The 14,681-nt window shown below is 54.6% G+C and carries 12 protein-coding genes and 1 tRNA gene; 10 read left to right on the top strand and 3 right to left on the bottom strand.

Annotated elements, in window-relative coordinates:
- A partial coding sequence (locus tag K5905_RS11595; protein ID WP_297583853.1) for a SurA N-terminal domain-containing protein occupies nt 1–513 on the bottom strand: 513 nt, incomplete at its 3' end.
- A 230-nt stretch (nt 514–743) separates the two neighbouring features.
- Here K5905_RS11595 and tpiA point away from each other — a divergent pair.
- From tpiA to K5905_RS11565, 6 genes are all read left to right on the top strand, one after another.
- Nucleotides 744–1,502, top strand: coding sequence for a triose-phosphate isomerase (gene tpiA, locus K5905_RS11590; protein WP_297583852.1), 759 nt, complete (start codon nt 744–746; stop codon nt 1,500–1,502).
- Between the two features lie 110 nt (nt 1,503–1,612).
- A complete protein-coding gene (gene secG, locus K5905_RS11585) occupies nt 1,613–1,993 on the top strand; it encodes a preprotein translocase subunit SecG (RefSeq protein ID WP_297583851.1) in 381 nt (126 codons plus the stop codon).
- Between the two features lie 133 nt (nt 1,994–2,126).
- Complete coding sequence (locus K5905_RS11580; RefSeq protein ID WP_297583849.1) at nt 2,127–3,755, top strand: CTP synthase; 1,629 nt, start codon at nt 2,127–2,129, stop codon at nt 3,753–3,755.
- 30 nt (nt 3,756–3,785) lie between these two features.
- The gene (locus K5905_RS11575) at nt 3,786–4,610 is read left to right on the top strand and encodes a VOC family protein (RefSeq protein ID WP_297583847.1); all 825 of its coding nucleotides are present in this window, start codon (nt 3,786–3,788) and stop codon (nt 4,608–4,610) included.
- 191 nt (nt 4,611–4,801) lie between these two features.
- Nucleotides 4,802–5,965, top strand: coding sequence for an efflux RND transporter periplasmic adaptor subunit (locus K5905_RS11570; RefSeq protein ID WP_297583844.1), 1,164 nt, complete (start codon nt 4,802–4,804; stop codon nt 5,963–5,965).
- Nucleotides 5,966–9,115: an efflux RND transporter permease subunit gene (locus K5905_RS11565; protein WP_297583842.1), complete on the top strand. Its 3,150-nt coding sequence runs from the start codon at nt 5,966–5,968 to the stop codon at nt 9,113–9,115.
- Between the two features lie 202 nt (nt 9,116–9,317).
- Here K5905_RS11565 and K5905_RS11560 read toward each other — a convergent pair.
- A tRNA-Lys gene (locus K5905_RS11560) sits at nt 9,318–9,393 on the bottom strand.
- Between the two features lie 371 nt (nt 9,394–9,764).
- Here K5905_RS11560 and K5905_RS11555 point away from each other — a divergent pair.
- The 3 genes from K5905_RS11555 to K5905_RS11545 all read left to right on the top strand — a co-directional run bounded on the left by K5905_RS11555 (nt 9,765) and on the right by K5905_RS11545 (nt 12,299).
- On the top strand, nt 9,765–10,058 hold the full coding sequence (locus K5905_RS11555) for a hypothetical protein (RefSeq protein ID WP_297583839.1): 294 nt from the start codon (nt 9,765–9,767) through the stop codon (nt 10,056–10,058).
- 304 nt (nt 10,059–10,362) lie between these two features.
- Nucleotides 10,363–11,415: a TAXI family TRAP transporter solute-binding subunit gene (locus tag K5905_RS11550; protein WP_297583836.1), complete on the top strand. Its 1,053-nt coding sequence runs from the start codon at nt 10,363–10,365 to the stop codon at nt 11,413–11,415.
- Nucleotides 11,416–11,558: 143 nt separating this feature from the next.
- The gene (locus K5905_RS11545; RefSeq protein ID WP_297583833.1) at nt 11,559–12,299 is read left to right on the top strand and encodes a cytochrome c biogenesis CcdA family protein; all 741 of its coding nucleotides are present in this window, start codon (nt 11,559–11,561) and stop codon (nt 12,297–12,299) included.
- A gap of 94 nt (nt 12,300–12,393) precedes the next feature.
- On the opposite strand, the gene K5905_RS11540 is transcribed toward K5905_RS11545, so the two are convergent.
- Nucleotides 12,394–13,656: a hypothetical protein gene (locus K5905_RS11540; protein WP_297583830.1), complete on the bottom strand. Its 1,263-nt coding sequence runs from the start codon at nt 13,654–13,656 to the stop codon at nt 12,394–12,396.
- A gap of 180 nt (nt 13,657–13,836) precedes the next feature.
- Here K5905_RS11540 and K5905_RS11535 point away from each other — a divergent pair.
- The coding region (locus tag K5905_RS11535) for an NTP transferase domain-containing protein (RefSeq protein ID WP_297583829.1) at nt 13,837–14,681 on the top strand (845 nt) is incomplete at its 3' end.

The raw sequence follows: 14,681 nt of genomic DNA, 5'->3' as shown, positions 1-14,681 counted from the left end.
CAGGCCGCCGGCAATACCTTCCGCGAGCTGGCTTCTTTCAGCAATAAGACGACGCTGGACGACATATTCGTCTTCACGGTAACCGTTTGCCTGCAGGACCTGCTGCAGGCGGTTTCGGTCATAACTGCCGCCAAAGCCCTGAAATGCCGGGTCTGATTGAATGATTGACGCAAGTTGGGCGTCGGACAGGCCAATCATGAGATTTTGCGCTGTGTTGTTCATTGCCGCTTCAGCTATCAACTTTCCGAGAGACTGCTGCGGAATACCAAGGGCGGCGCCTTCGGAAGGTGTCAGCGGGCGTCCGAGTTGCTGCGAGAGCCGGTTGAGGTCTTGCCGGTAAGTACGGTCAAAGTCGAGAAGGGAGACTTCCGTAGTGCCGACTTTCGCTGCGGTGTTCTGGCCGAAGCCTTGCAGGAAGTCGGTTACGCCCCAAATGGCGAAACTGAAAATAAGCAGGGCGATAAACAATTTGGCAATCCATGTGCCAGCGCCCTTGCGCAGCGCGTCAAGCATGACGTCTCCCGTAATTCTTGTCTTTTGGCAGCCCGGACACCGGTACGATCAATCGACCGGTCCTGGCCAGAGCGGGCGGATCATAATGAGCTGTTGCCGCCGCCGCAAGACAGCCAGATATAAACTTCGGAAAGGAAATGAAATTCCGGGTCTCAAGTGGATTGCAACGCACCAACTCATCTGCTCTATAGGCGGCAAAGCAACGATCACTCCTAGGGGGATGACAGCAAATGAGCGCAAAGATCAAACCGCTTGTGGCCGGGAACTGGAAAATGAATGGCCTGAAAGCGAACCAGGCCGAGTTTTCCAGGATGATCGAAGGAATTTCCGAAGGATTATCAGAAGCAGTGGAAACCATCATCTGTGCTCCGGCAACGCTGCTCGCAGCGCTCGCGGAAAAAGCGCAAGGTGCCAAGCTTTCCGTCGGTGGTCAGGACTGCCACGCTGCACCGTCAGGAGCGCATACAGGTGACATTTCCGCGGAAATGCTGGCTGATGCCGGTGCGAAAGCCGTGATTGTCGGGCATTCCGAGCGGCGCACGGACCATGGCGAAAGTGATTCTGAGGTGAACAAGAAAGCCCAGGCTGCGTGGCGGGGCGGACTGGTAGCCATTGTCTGTGTGGGTGAAACAGAAGCCGAACGCAAAGCCGGGCAGGCGATTGACGTGGTCGCGCGTCAATTGAATGGTTCGGTTCCGGACGGTGCAACCGCAAAAAACACTGTTGTCGCCTATGAGCCGGTTTGGGCAATCGGGACAGGATTGACGCCGACCGCAGCCGATGTTGAAGAAATGCACAAGGCAATGCGGGACAATCTGGAACAACGTTTCGGCGCAGAGGGCGCGTCGATGCGACTTCTCTATGGCGGCTCGGTAAAACCGGCAAATGCGGCAGAATTGATGGCTGTGCCGAACGTGAACGGTGCGCTTGTAGGAGGCGCCAGCCTTAAAGCGGACGACTTTTTGGGTATCCTTTCAGCCTATTCGTGAACAGCAAGCTCTTGAAGCTTCTGTGATCAAGGAGCAATTGAAGGGTAGAAAGCTGACGGCGTCTGGTGTAGAAGGCCGCCAATCTTGAATTCAATACAGAATGGCATTCGATGGAAACCGTAGTCATCGTAATCCACTTGATGGTCGTTTTGGCCCTTGTGCTTGTTGTCCTCCTTCAGCGCTCTGAAGGCGGCGCGCTAGGCATTGGTGGCGGAGGCGGTGGTGGTCTTATGTCCAGCCGTGGTACGGCGAATATCCTGACCAGGGCGACGGCAATCCTTGCTGTGGCTTTCTTTGCCACGTCGTTGACGCTCAGTCTGATTGCACAGAATCAGGACAGCCCCGCATCCATCCTTGATGCCGGTCCTGCGGCAACCGATGGTGCTGTCGTGCCGACGGATAGTGGAACAGATAACGGGACTGGCGGTATTCTTGATTCGCTCAAGCAGCAGAGCCAACCCTCAGGACCGCAGGTCCCGGCCGCGCAGTAAAGCGGCCGCGGTGGCCGTTCGGCCCCTTCGCCTGACATATGCCCTGCGGCTGAACTCGCAGGGCATTTTTATGTGTTAAGAACGCAACTCCCGAGTGGCCAAACCGCCCTCGGCAAGGATATGGTATTGGTCCATGGCGCGATACATTTTCATCACTGGCGGCGTGGTCTCCTCGCTTGGAAAAGGTCTTGCTTCCGCAGCTCTGGGTGCTTTGCTCCAGGCGCGCGGATACAAAGTGCGCTTGCGCAAGCTCGACCCTTATCTGAACGTGGACCCGGGCACCATGAGCCCATATCAGCACGGAGAGTGTTTCGTGACTGATGATGGAGCGGAAACCGACCTCGATCTCGGGCATTACGAACGTTTCACCGGCCGGCCTGCAAATCAGCAGGACAACATCACCACCGGCCGGATATATCAGGACATCATTGCCAAGGAACGCCGGGGGGATTACCTGGGCGGGACCGTCCAGGTCATTCCTCATGTCACCGATGCCATCAAGAATTTCGTTCTGACCGGCAACGAAGACTATGACTTTGTGCTTGTCGAAATCGGTGGAACTGTTGGTGACATTGAGGGGCTGCCGTATTTCGAAGCCATCAGGCAACTTGGAAATGACCTGCCACGCGGTGATGTCGTTTACGTCCATCTGACGCTGATGCCGTATATTCCGAGCGCGGGAGAAATGAAAACCAAGCCGACGCAGCATTCGGTGAAAGAGCTGCGTTCGATCGGCATTCAGCCGGATATTCTGATGATCCGGTGTGACCGCCCGATCCCTGAAACAGAGAAACGCAAACTTTCGCTGTTCTGTAATGTGCGTGAGAGCGCCGTTATTCCGGCTTATGACGTCAAGTCGATCTACGATGTGCCGATCGCTTATCACAAGGAAGGTCTGGACGACGAGGTTCTTGCGGCGTTCGGCATTCACGGTGCGCCTGCGCCTGTTCTGGAACGTTGGGAAGGGATTTCCAACGCGGTTGCAAATCCTGAAGGTGAAGTGAAGATTGCCATTGTCGGCAAGTACACGGTCCTGAAGGACGCCTACAAATCACTGATTGAAGCATTGGTTCACGGTGGAATCGCAAACAGGGTCAAGGTCAACCTCGAGTGGATCGAGTCGGAGACCTTCGAGAAGGAAGATCCAAGCCCGTATCTTGAAGGGGTTCACGGCATACTTGTTCCCGGTGGTTTCGGCGAACGCGGCGCTGAAGGCAAGATTGCCGCCGCGAATTATGCCAGAACCCGCAACATTCCATATTTCGGCATTTGCTTCGGCATGCAGATGGCGGTTCTTGAGGCGGCGCGTAATCTGGCTGACATCACCGATGCCAACTCAACCGAATTCGGTCCTTGCAAGGAACCTGTTGTCGGTCTGATGACCGAATGGACCAAGGGTAATGAGAGAGAAACTCGCAACGTCGACGGTGATCTGGGCGGGACGATGCGCCTGGGGGCTTACCCCGCAGCGTTGAAACCTGGATCCAGGATCGCTGATATCTATGGCTCCACAAGTGTTTCGGAACGTCACCGCCATCGCTATGAAGTGAATATCGGTTACCGCAAACAACTTGAAGACTGCGGACTCATTTTTGCCGGAACGTCTCCGGACGGAGTTCTTCCGGAAACGGTCGAGATTGAAGACCATCCCTGGTTCATCGGGGTGCAGTACCATCCTGAACTGAAATCCCGGCCGTTCGAACCTCATCCGCTGTTTGCGTCCTTCATCGGTGCGGCCATGCAGCAGAGCCGTCTTGTCTGACGTCAGCTTGTAAGAATTAAAGGAAAGACCATGGTGCGCGGCCTCGATCATCTCGTTGTAGCAGTCAACGATCATGAGGCCGCAGGCCGTGCTTTCGAGAAACTCGGTTTTACGGTGACGCCGGAAAACCGGCACTCCTGGGGTACGGCCAACCGTCTGGTTCAGCTCGACGGGTTTTTCGTCGAGCTTTTGAGTATTGCAGATCCTGCTCTCATTCCGGAACCAGAAGGAAAGACCTTTTCGTTCGGCGCGTTCAACCGTGATTTCCTGAAGAAACGGCAAGGTGCCAGCATGCTGGTTCTGGAGAGCCATGATCCGGCACAGGATCGTCAGGACTTTGAGAGAGCGGGACTTGAACAATTCGATCCGTTCTCGTTCGAACGAATTGCCAATCTGGCTGACGGCTCAACTGCGAAAGTAGCATTTGATCTCACAATTCTGCGCGACCCGCTCAGTCCGGAAATTGGATATTTTACCTGTCACAACCGGTATCCGGAGAACTTCTGGAAACCGGCTTTTCAGACGCATGAAAACGGTGCGGGGGAGGTGCGCGCGGTTTATATGCTCGCCGGTGACCCGTCTGATCACCACGAGTTTCTCGGCGGATTTTCCGGACAAAGAGAGATGCGAGCGACCAGTCTCGGATTGGAACTTGAAACGCCGCGCGGTAAAATTTCCGTTCTGAACCCGACTGCATACCGCGCACTGGTTGGGGACGACGCCTTTCAGTCCGTGCAAGGAGAACTTCCCCTGATTGCGGCTCTGGAGATTTCCTGCAGTTCGTTGAGCGAACGCAAAGTCGTACCGGCCAGCCAATTGTTTGGCCTGACACTGATCCTGTCACCGGCTGATTGAGACCGGAACGATCGTTACCGGGGAACTCGTTCAAATTGACAATCCGGCTGGACAGATTGAAAACGCGGCGTAAGTTTTGCGGTTTCAGGAAATATGTGCTGACAAAATTCGCTTGTTGAATCAATCAGTCCTTTTATAGTGAAGTGCAATATTACGCTTGGCCACTCCGGTCAGACAGCGGAGCTTCACGAATGACTTTTTTGCGTTTTGCCTCATCTTCCCGCCATTTCATCCTTGCCGCGACCTTTTCTGCCGTGCTGGTCGGCTGTTCGGACGATTCAAAGCAGGCTCAAGCACCCGCAGCGCCGCCGCCTTCGGTAACGGTTGCCAAGGTTACGTCGCAGGATGTCCGGCAAAGCGAGCGATTTGTTGGTCAGGTTGCCGCTGTTGACCAGGTTGAGCTGGTGGCACGTGTCAGCGGGTTCCTGGAGGACAAGGCTGTTCCGGACGGGTCATTCGTCAAAAAGGACGATTTGCTTTTCACCATCGAAAAGGCCGAATACGAAGCTGCCCTGACCAAGGCCAAGGCGGACCTGGCCAGCGCCAAGGCCGATGCGGCGCTGAAAGCAGCCGACGAGAAACGCGACAAGGACCTGCTGGAAAAAGGTCATGTGTCGGAAGCGGCCTATGAAGCGACACTCGCGCAGATGCAACAGGCGGATGCAGCGGTTGAGGCGGCTGAATCTGGATTGCAGCAAGCAGAACTCAATTTGAGTTACACCGACATTTCCGCGCCGTTCCCGGGACAGATCGGCAAATCGACCTATAGCGTCGGCGAAGTCGTGGGACCGACCACGGATCCGTTGGCAAAGCTTATTCGTCTGGCTCCGGTCTACGTGAATTTCTCGGTCAGCGAAGCTCAATACCTCAACGCAGTGCAGAACCACAACATCACACCGGCTGATATTGCGCCGGAAGATGCTCCGGCCATCAGTCTGATCCTGCCGAATGGTGAGAAATACGACGAAGTCGGCAAGATTGTTTACATCGACAATCAGGTGGATGCGACGACCGGGACGATTTCTTTCCGGGGGCAGTTTGAAAACAAGGGTGTCCGCCTTCTGGCTGGGACCTATGTGACTGTTGTTCTGGAAGCCCCGAACACGGAAACCGAACTTGTGGTGCCGCAAGCGGCCATTCAGCGCGACCAGCAGGGCGCCTTTGCGCTTGCAATCACGTCCGACAAGAAGGTTGAGCAAAAATATGTCGAGCTTGGCCCGCAGGTCGAGACCAATTTCGTGGTCAAGAAAGGGCTGGACGAGGGCACCGAAGTTATTACCGAAGGTTTGCAGAAAGTGCGGCCTGGAGTTGAAGTGACACCAGTTCTTGAATCCAAGCCGGCGGAGCAAAGCTAAATGTTTTCTCGCTTTTTTATCTACCGGCCGAAATTCGCGCTGGTTATTTCAATTGTTATTACGATTGCCGGTATTCTCGGATATCTGGCGCTGCCGGTTGAACAGTTTCCCGACATCACCCCGCCTGTTGTAAACGTCAGCGCGACCTATACCGGGGCAAATGCCGAGGTTCTTGAAGAGACTGTGGCCGCCCCCATCGAGGCGCAGGTCAATGGCGTCGACGACATGATCTACATGCAGTCGACCAGTAACGACAGCGGCAACTATTCCCTCAATGTGACATTTGCGGTCGGGACCGATCCCGACATTGCGACCGTGAACACGCAGAACCGGGTCAGCCAGGCGACCAGTCAGCTTCCCAGTGAAGTGACCGCCAATGGTGTGACAGTGCAAAAGTCCAGTACCAACATGTTGCTGGTGGTTACGCTGTATTCGCCCAACGGGACTTATGACGAAGTCTTTCTGTCCAACTATGCGTCCATCAATCTGAAGGATTCGCTGGCGCGTGTTCAAGGCGTTGGCCGTGCCGATGTGATGACGGACTTCGCTTATGGAATGCGCATCTGGCTCGACCCGGACAAGCTGACCAGTCTGGGGATGACGCCGAATGACTTCATCGTTGCGGTTCAGGACCAGAATATTCAAGTCGCCGCCGGTCAGATCGGTGCGCCACCGGTGCCTGAGGGACAGCAGTTCCAATATACCATCAAGGCCAAGGGCCGATTGGCGACAGCCGAGGAATTCGAGCAAATCATTCTGAGGACCGGTGCAGACGGTGCTGTCGTGACGATTGGTGATGTTGCCAAGGTTGATCTCGGGGCGCAATTCTATAACGCCTCGGGTGAGTTCAACGGCCAGCCGTCCACGGTTCTGGCGATCTATCAGGCCCCTGGGGCGAATGCACTGCAAGTCGCTGAAAACGTTCTGGCGCGTCTTGAAAGCCTTTCCAAGGCTTTTCCCGACGACATGAAGTACGCCGTGCCGTTCAACACAACAGACTTCGTGGAAGCATCCTTGAACGACGTGATTGCCACGCTGTTCCTGACATTTCTTCTCGTTGTGTCCGTTGTGTTCATTTTCCTCGGCAACTGGCGGGCGACGATCATTCCGACTGTCGCCATTCCCGTATCCCTGATCGGTACATTCGCAGTGCTGCTGGCACTGGGCATGTCGCTCAACACAGTCTCTTTGTTCGCGTTGGTTCTGGCGATCGGGATCGTGGTGGATGACGCGATCGTGGTTGTTGAAAATGTCGAACGCATCATCGCCGACGAAGGGCTGCCTCCAAAGGAAGCGACGGCCAAGGCGATGGAACAGATCACCAGTCCGGTTATCGCGACCACCTTGGTGCTGCTTGCCGTGTTCGTTCCAACAATTTTCATGCCGGGGATCACCGGTCGCCTTTATTCGCAGTTTGCGGTGACGATTTCGGTTTCCGTGGTGATTTCCTCTATCAACGCACTGACGCTGTCTCCGGCACTCTGCGGCCTGATTCTGAAAGCCCGTTCCGGACCTCCGCGCGGTATCATGGGTTTGTTCGACCGTGGCATTACCAAAGTCCGCGACGGCTATACGGCGATCGTTCGCCGCCTCGTGCGTGTGGCGTTTATCGGTGTGCTGATTGTTGCCGGTGTCGTGGCGATGATTGTCACGCTTGGCGGAACGCTGCCACAGGGCTTCCTGCCGTCGGAAGATCAGGGGTACTTGATGGTTGACGTTCAACTGCCGGATGGCGCTGCGCTCGGGCGCACCGAAGTCCTGACCGACCGGGTGGTTGAGTTGGCGCGCAATACAGCCGGAGTTGAAAACGTCGTCATCGTGAACGGATATTCCATCCTGAACGGGGCGACTTCTTCCAATGCCGCACTGGTCATCGCGACCATGAGCAATTGGGAAGAACGTCAACAGCCGGATCTGACGATCGACGCGATCCTCGGTAAGTTCTGGGCGGAATTTTCGACGATTCCAGGCGCAAACATCATCGCCTTCAACCCGCCGCCAATTCCAGGTCTTGGTACCACCGGTGGCGTTCAGATGATGCTTCAGCAAACCGGTGGCGGCACGCCGCAGGATCTGGCGTCGGCTGTTGGCTCGATGGTCTATTCGGCGAACCAGAGCCCAGACATTGCACGGGCTTACTCGACATTCCGGGCAAACGTTCCTCAGGTTTTTGTCGATCTGGACAGGGAAAAGGCCAAGACGCTCGGCATCAACGTTTCAGACGTATTCGGAACGCTGCAAGCCTACCTCGGATCTTATTATATCAACGATTTCAACATCTTTGGCCGTGTCTACAAGGTGATGATCCAGGCAGATGGTCAGTTCCGAGACCGGGTTGATGATATTGGCCGGCTTTACGTTCGCTCGACCGATGGCAGCATGGTTCCCATGCGCAGCATTTTGACGACAGAGAATGTTCTCGGTCCCCAGATCCTCACCCGATACAACATGTTCCGCGCCGCGGCGGTCATGGCCGACCCGGCGCCGGGAGCGTCCACGGGTGTTGTCATCAACGAAGTCGAGGCAGCCGCAGCAGAGGCTCTGCCTCCTGGATATACCTACGAATGGACGGGTACGGCCCAGCAGCAACTCGGCTCTGGTCAGATCGTGATGTTCATTTTGATGCTGTCCATCCTGTTCACTTATCTGTTCCTGGTGGCTCAGTATGAAAGCTGGACCATGCCGGTGGCGATCCTGATGTCGGTGTCTTTCGCGATCTTCGGAGCTTTGACGGCGGTGTTTGTCACGGGTGGTGACGTGAACCTTTATACGCAGATCGGGATGATCATGCTGGTCGGCATGGGGGCGAAGAACGCGATCCTGATCGTCGAGTTCGCGATGGAACAACGCGACAGCGGCAAGTCGATCCGCGATGCGGCAATTGAAGCGGCACATTTGCGTTTCCGTGCCGTGATGATGACCGCGCTGTCGTTCCTTCTGGGCGTCGTGCCGCTGATGACGGCCTCAAGTGCCGGCGCAGCCAGCCAGAAGGCCATCGGCTTCGCGGTCTTCGGCGGCATGCTCTTTGCCACCTCCATCGGCGTTCTGCTGATTCCAATCCTCTATGTCAGCCTCCAGAGCCTGCGTGAGAAGGTCAAGAGCCTGTTCGGCGGGGAAGGGCACACCACCCGGGATTCTCCTGCCACATGAGGTCGGAGCCGGTTTTTTTGGGTGTCTGATGTTACTTTTAAGAGCGTGCCGGGTTGCCCGGCGCGCTCTTTTTCTAGGTAAAGGCACGTCGAACGATCAACAAACAAAGTAAAAGAAAATGCAGAGTAAACCCGATTGCGAGCTTCTTTGGCTCGGTACCAGTTTAGTTCATTATATTGTCTGCAGAGACTTCCGGAAAGTTTGGTGAGCCGACAGGGGTTCGAACCCTGGACCTACTGATTAAAAGTCAGTTGCTCTACCAGCTGAGCTATCGGCTCTCACCAATTTCCGGTGCGCGTCGGGGCTTCGTGTGCCGCTCCATCGCGTCGGTGGCGTGTGTTTATGCCGACATCAGGGACAATGCAAGAGGCAATTTTGATTTTTTCAACAGGTGCGCGGAAAACATCTGGATTTGGTACTTCGGTTTGGGAAAAATGCTGAGTTTTCCGTCGGTTGAAACTTTCGTGGAGTATAAAAATGACTGTGTGAAACCGATCGGTAGAAATATAGAGAAATAAACTTAATAGTGAAACTGATTATAGTTAACGATATTCCTGAATACGTAAATAATGAACATTCTCCTGCAAAAACTGTCAGGTAGCACAATATTTTTTTGTGAGGTAACGTCGCCTTATTCATGAGAGGTTACATGCAGACACCGACATTAGAAACAAATGCAAGCTCGATTGAGTTTGATTTTGTCAAAGGGCACATAGCTGCCACGATGACGTTGATTCACGGGCTGATCGATCAGGGGCTGATTGATCGTGATCATCTGGACACGTTTTTTGGTTCCTTCATGGATGATCTGCCACACAGCCGGGAAACACTCGGATTGCGGCTCATTCTCGATCAGTGGCGGCAGGGTCTACGGGACGGGCAACCCGAAGACGAACTTAAAGGTCAACTGTTTGAAGTTATCCGTGGAGGGCGGAAAAACTAGGGGTTGATGAATATGACCGGTCGAGGGTGAGGCCGGGGCATATTCGAAAGGTTCGATGTCTGATGGCAGGGCGCGGCAGCGCCTTTTTTGATTCCCGATCCTGCAATCTATCTTTCTGAACCGAAAACTGAAATTCGGGTGATATCCATGTATCAATCCCGCTCTACGTCTTTCTCATTACTGGGTTGATTTTAGCTGAAACCTGATGGAGGTGAACCGTAGCTGGCTATTGGTTGGTTGGTTTGCTATCCCTACGGAAAGATTTTGAAGCCGGAAACCGGCGCAAGACAGGCTTAGAAAGCGAATGCATTTTTTCAAAATGTCCGGTTCGGCATTGACCTCCCGGTATCGGGCTCTCGGGTCGCGACCCGTTATCAGCCTCAAGCCGATCATTTTTGCTGCAGCTGCTTTTTGGGCCGGGGCCAGCCTTCCGGGATATGCAGAGGAACAGTATTTTATAACCATCGGGACAGGTGGCGTGACGGGCGTCTATTATCCGTCCGGAGGGGCGACCTGCAAAATCCTGAATGAGAGCCGGTCGGAACACGGTGTACGGTGTTCCGTTGAAACAACACTGGGTTCGATCTCCAATATTGACCAGATTCGTTCCGGAGAACTGGATTTCGGCTATGTTCAGTCTGACTGGCAGCACCATGCCTTTCACGGCACTTCCGTTTTTCAGGACGAGGGTGCGTTTGACGATCTCAGGACCGTTTTTTCCCTCCATTCGGAGGCCGCAACAATCGTCGTCAGGGCAGATTCCGAGTTTCAATCCTTTGACGACTTGAAGGCGGCCCGGGTCAATATCGGCAGTGACGGGTCCGGTTCGGCCGCCTCCTGGAAAGTACTTGTCGATAAAGTTGGCTGGACGGAGACGGACCGTCAAAACGAGACCGCACTCGGGTCGTCAGCTCTCGCCGAGGCGCTTTGCACCGGCCAGATAGATGCTTTCTTCGTTCTCATCGGTCACCCAGCCGCGTTAATTGACGAGACGCAGGATCAGTGTCCTATCCGTTTGATTGGCATTGAAAATTCTGCGGTGGATATGCTGGTCCAGGATACACCCTTTTATATCGAGGCAGTCATACCGGCAGAGCTTTACGGCTTGCCGGAACAGATCGATACATTCGGTGCGGTGGCAACTTTTGTGACGTCGGCGAAAATGCCGGACAAGATTGTTTCCACGCTTGTCGGGTCCGTGCTGGACAATTTCGACAGCTTTCGGGATTTGCATCCGGCTCTTGGCCGGCTTGAGCCTGAAGACCTTGTTGCACCGGAAACGTCCGTGCCGCTACATCCTGGCGCATTGAAGTTTTTTCACGAACAGGGCCTATTACCTGCAAACAGCTCGAAATAGCTGAATTGAGCCGGGTGCAAAGCGGCGCTCTCCAAAAGGTGAGTGGCTTGTGTGTTTGTGTCAAAGCTCCATGAGACTAAATCAGTGTACCAGTAACGCGCCGGTTTCGACCGGAGGTACAATAATACAGGCCGGAAATTCATATGATCCAGGATGTGACGATAATTGGCGCCGTGTTGGCCGGGGTCCTGTCCTTTGTGTCGCCGTGTGTTCTTCCGCTCGTGCCGCCGTATCTCGGCTTTCTCGCGGGCGTGTCGTTGGAGCAGCTTACCGGTGAAGACAAGGATAAGCACGACGCGTCCCGAAAAGTGTTCTTCAGTGCCCTGGTTTTTGTTCTTGGATTTTCGACCGTTTTTGTTCTTTTGGGCGCTACGGCCAGTTTTCTTGGTCAGTTCATAAGAGGGTATCTTGATTATCTGGGATATATCGCAGGTGCCGTGGTTATCGTTATGGGACTGCATTTCCTGGGCGTTTTCCGCATCGGACTGCTCTACAGAGAGGCCCGGGTCCATGTAGACAAGAAACCTGCCGGACCGCTTGGAGCCTATTTGATCGGTCTGGCGTTTGGTTTCGGCTGGACACCCTGTGTCGGACCGATCCTCGCGGCAATTCTGTTTGTTGCCGGGACGGAAGACACGGTTGGTAAAGGTGCTCTTCTGCTCAGCGCCTACGCGATCGGTCTTGGCATTCCGTTCCTGATTGCGGCGCTGTTCGCAGGTCCGTTCCTGAAATTCATGGCGCGGTTCCGCAAACATATGGGTGCAGTCGAAAAGACGATGGGCGGTGTGCTGGTTCTGACCGGGGTGATGTTCCTGACCGGTCAGATGGCTGTTTTTTCCTATTGGCTATTGGAAACATTCCCGGCACTGCAGGTGATCGGTTAGATCCCCCTATAACTTCTGATTTCCAAATCGGCTGACTTGCCTTGGGATGAGATTTGAAACATCGCCATTGGAAACTGCGGAATGTGGCAGCGGCTCAAAACACCGTGTCGCGGAACTCGGCTGTCGTTACCAGCGGGTCGCCGGTATAAAGGGCAGGGCGGCAGAACTCGGCAACATCCAGTAGGCGAGCACAGGCGATTGCGGCGTCTGCAGCGTTGCCGAACGGTCCGACAAGTAGCGCCACACCACCTTCAGGGACTTTTCTTTCCAACAGGAGCGGCCTCAGATCGCGCATGCGATCTTCGTTTTGATCCTTGAAATCAGCCCAGGCTTTTGCTGCACTTGCGGTTGACTTGTAATGGCCGATGACCGCGCCGAAATCGCTGCGCTTGATCTGGCTTTCCACACCGCTTCGCAGCCGTCCGACGGGTTCGGACGGAGTAATGATTTTCGGTTCGGCAACCGTGCGCGTGGGTGTTGCTCTGAACGTGCCCGGTTCTCCATCACCGTTTGGGTTCGGTATGGAACCGGTGGCAAGCGGCTCGTTTGACGGCTTGGGAAGCGCCACAATCCGAACCGGTTCTTTTGTGTCGATACCGGGTATTGTCTGAGGCTCAGATGCGGAGGGCATATATTCCGGCGAGCGGGTCAGAGTGATGTTTCGCGACACGGGCCTGGGAGAAGCATTCACCTCAACCGTTTTTTCAGGCTGTGTCTCAGCCGCCTGATCCCGATCAATTTCATGTTGTGCGGCAGCGGGGCCGGAGGGCCTTTTCATCTCGGCCTCAATTTGAGGAATTGCCGATTTAGAGGCTGGCGCTTGCGTCGTAGAGGGGGGTGTCAGCTCGTTGACGACGACGCCAGGCGCCGGTTGCGTTTCTGTTTTCTGCAGATTTGGTTTTTCTTTTCCGCCGGGACGAGCTGCAAGGGCGACTTGTTTTTCAAGGATCGAAATCCGACGGGAATAGTTGAGATTTTGTTCCGAAAGCGCACTTAATCGCCGTCTCAAGCCAACAATTTCCCGCTGCAGAACTTCGATCTGGCTCTGTTCGATGCCGGGCGTGTGGTCAGCACCGCTGTTGTTCCGCAATTGCATAATGCCTATCGGTGACGAGCGGGCGATCGACGCTGTCGTCTCCACATCTCCCGCCGGAGGCAAAGCTAAACCTGATGGGAGCAGTCTGACAGTCGCCGTTGACGAGGGCGAGCTCTGTGTGCCGAACTGATAAGACGCCAGTCCGACTGTTCCCATGACAACAGCCGCAAATGCCCAGGACAACATGCCAACGCGCGACGAGGTAAACGTGTCGCGCACGATGTCACGTTTGCTTCTTTGGGCGGCCTGCGGGTCAAACAACGGGTTAGCTTCCGGATCCAGTGGACGAATCTTTCAAAAAGATAGCCTATCTGTCATCGATTATGGTTAACGAAACCGAAACTGAGACTAAGTTGCAGTCAGTTCTTTCAAAGTTCTGTGGATCGGGGCATATAGAGCTGAATTACGAATACGTCCCCGGACAACAAAACTGGACCTTTCATGACCAAGCGTTCTTGCCTTTCGATTGTTCTCGCCGCCGGGTTGGGAACCCGGATGAAGTCTGATCTGCCAAAGGTGATGCATGAAATAGGTGGGCTGCCGCTGGTCGGGCATGTCTTGAAAACGCTTGAAGCCGGAGGTTCAGACCGAATCTCCGTTGTAACAGGACCCGATATGCCAACTCTTGAGACGCTGGTGTATGATCTTGCGCCTTATGGCCGTTGTTATGTCCAGACCGAACGATTAGGGACCGCACATGCGGTTCTTGCCGCCAAACCGGCACTTGAAATCGAAGCGGACGATGTCCTGATTCTCTTTGGAGATACGCCGCTTGTAACCCCGGACACAATCGGTCGGGTTCGAAATACTTTAAAAAACGGTGCCGATGTGGTGGTGCTCGGCTTCGAGACGGAAACACCTTTCGGCTACGGTCGGCTGATCGCTGAAAATGGCCATCTGGTTGCGATCCGTGAGGAAAAAGACGCAACTGACGAAGAGAGAAAGATCAAGCTTTGCAATTCCGGCATCATGGGCTTTTCCGGTCCGCATGCCTTGTCGCTTCTGGAAGCCATAGGCAACAACAACGCCAAGGGGGAATACTACCTGACTGATGCCGTGGAGATCGCCAATGCGCGCGGTTTGAAGGTTGTTGCGGTTGCCGGCTCTGAAGTCGAAACACAGGGGGTCAATACCCGCGCTCAACTTGCGTCGTGTGAAGCTGATTTTCAAAATCGAATGCGGCATGCTGCAATGGAACGCGGGTGTAGCTTGCTTGCGCCTCATACGGTCTTTTTTTCGTACGACACAGATCTGGATCAGGATGTCGTTGTGGAACAAAATGTTGT

This window comes from Roseibium sp., from assembly GCF_025698965.1.
Lineage (GTDB): Bacteria > Pseudomonadota > Alphaproteobacteria > Rhizobiales > Stappiaceae > Roseibium.
Note: the sequence above shows the minus strand (reverse complement) of the source record. Positions and strands in the feature narration are given on the sequence as shown.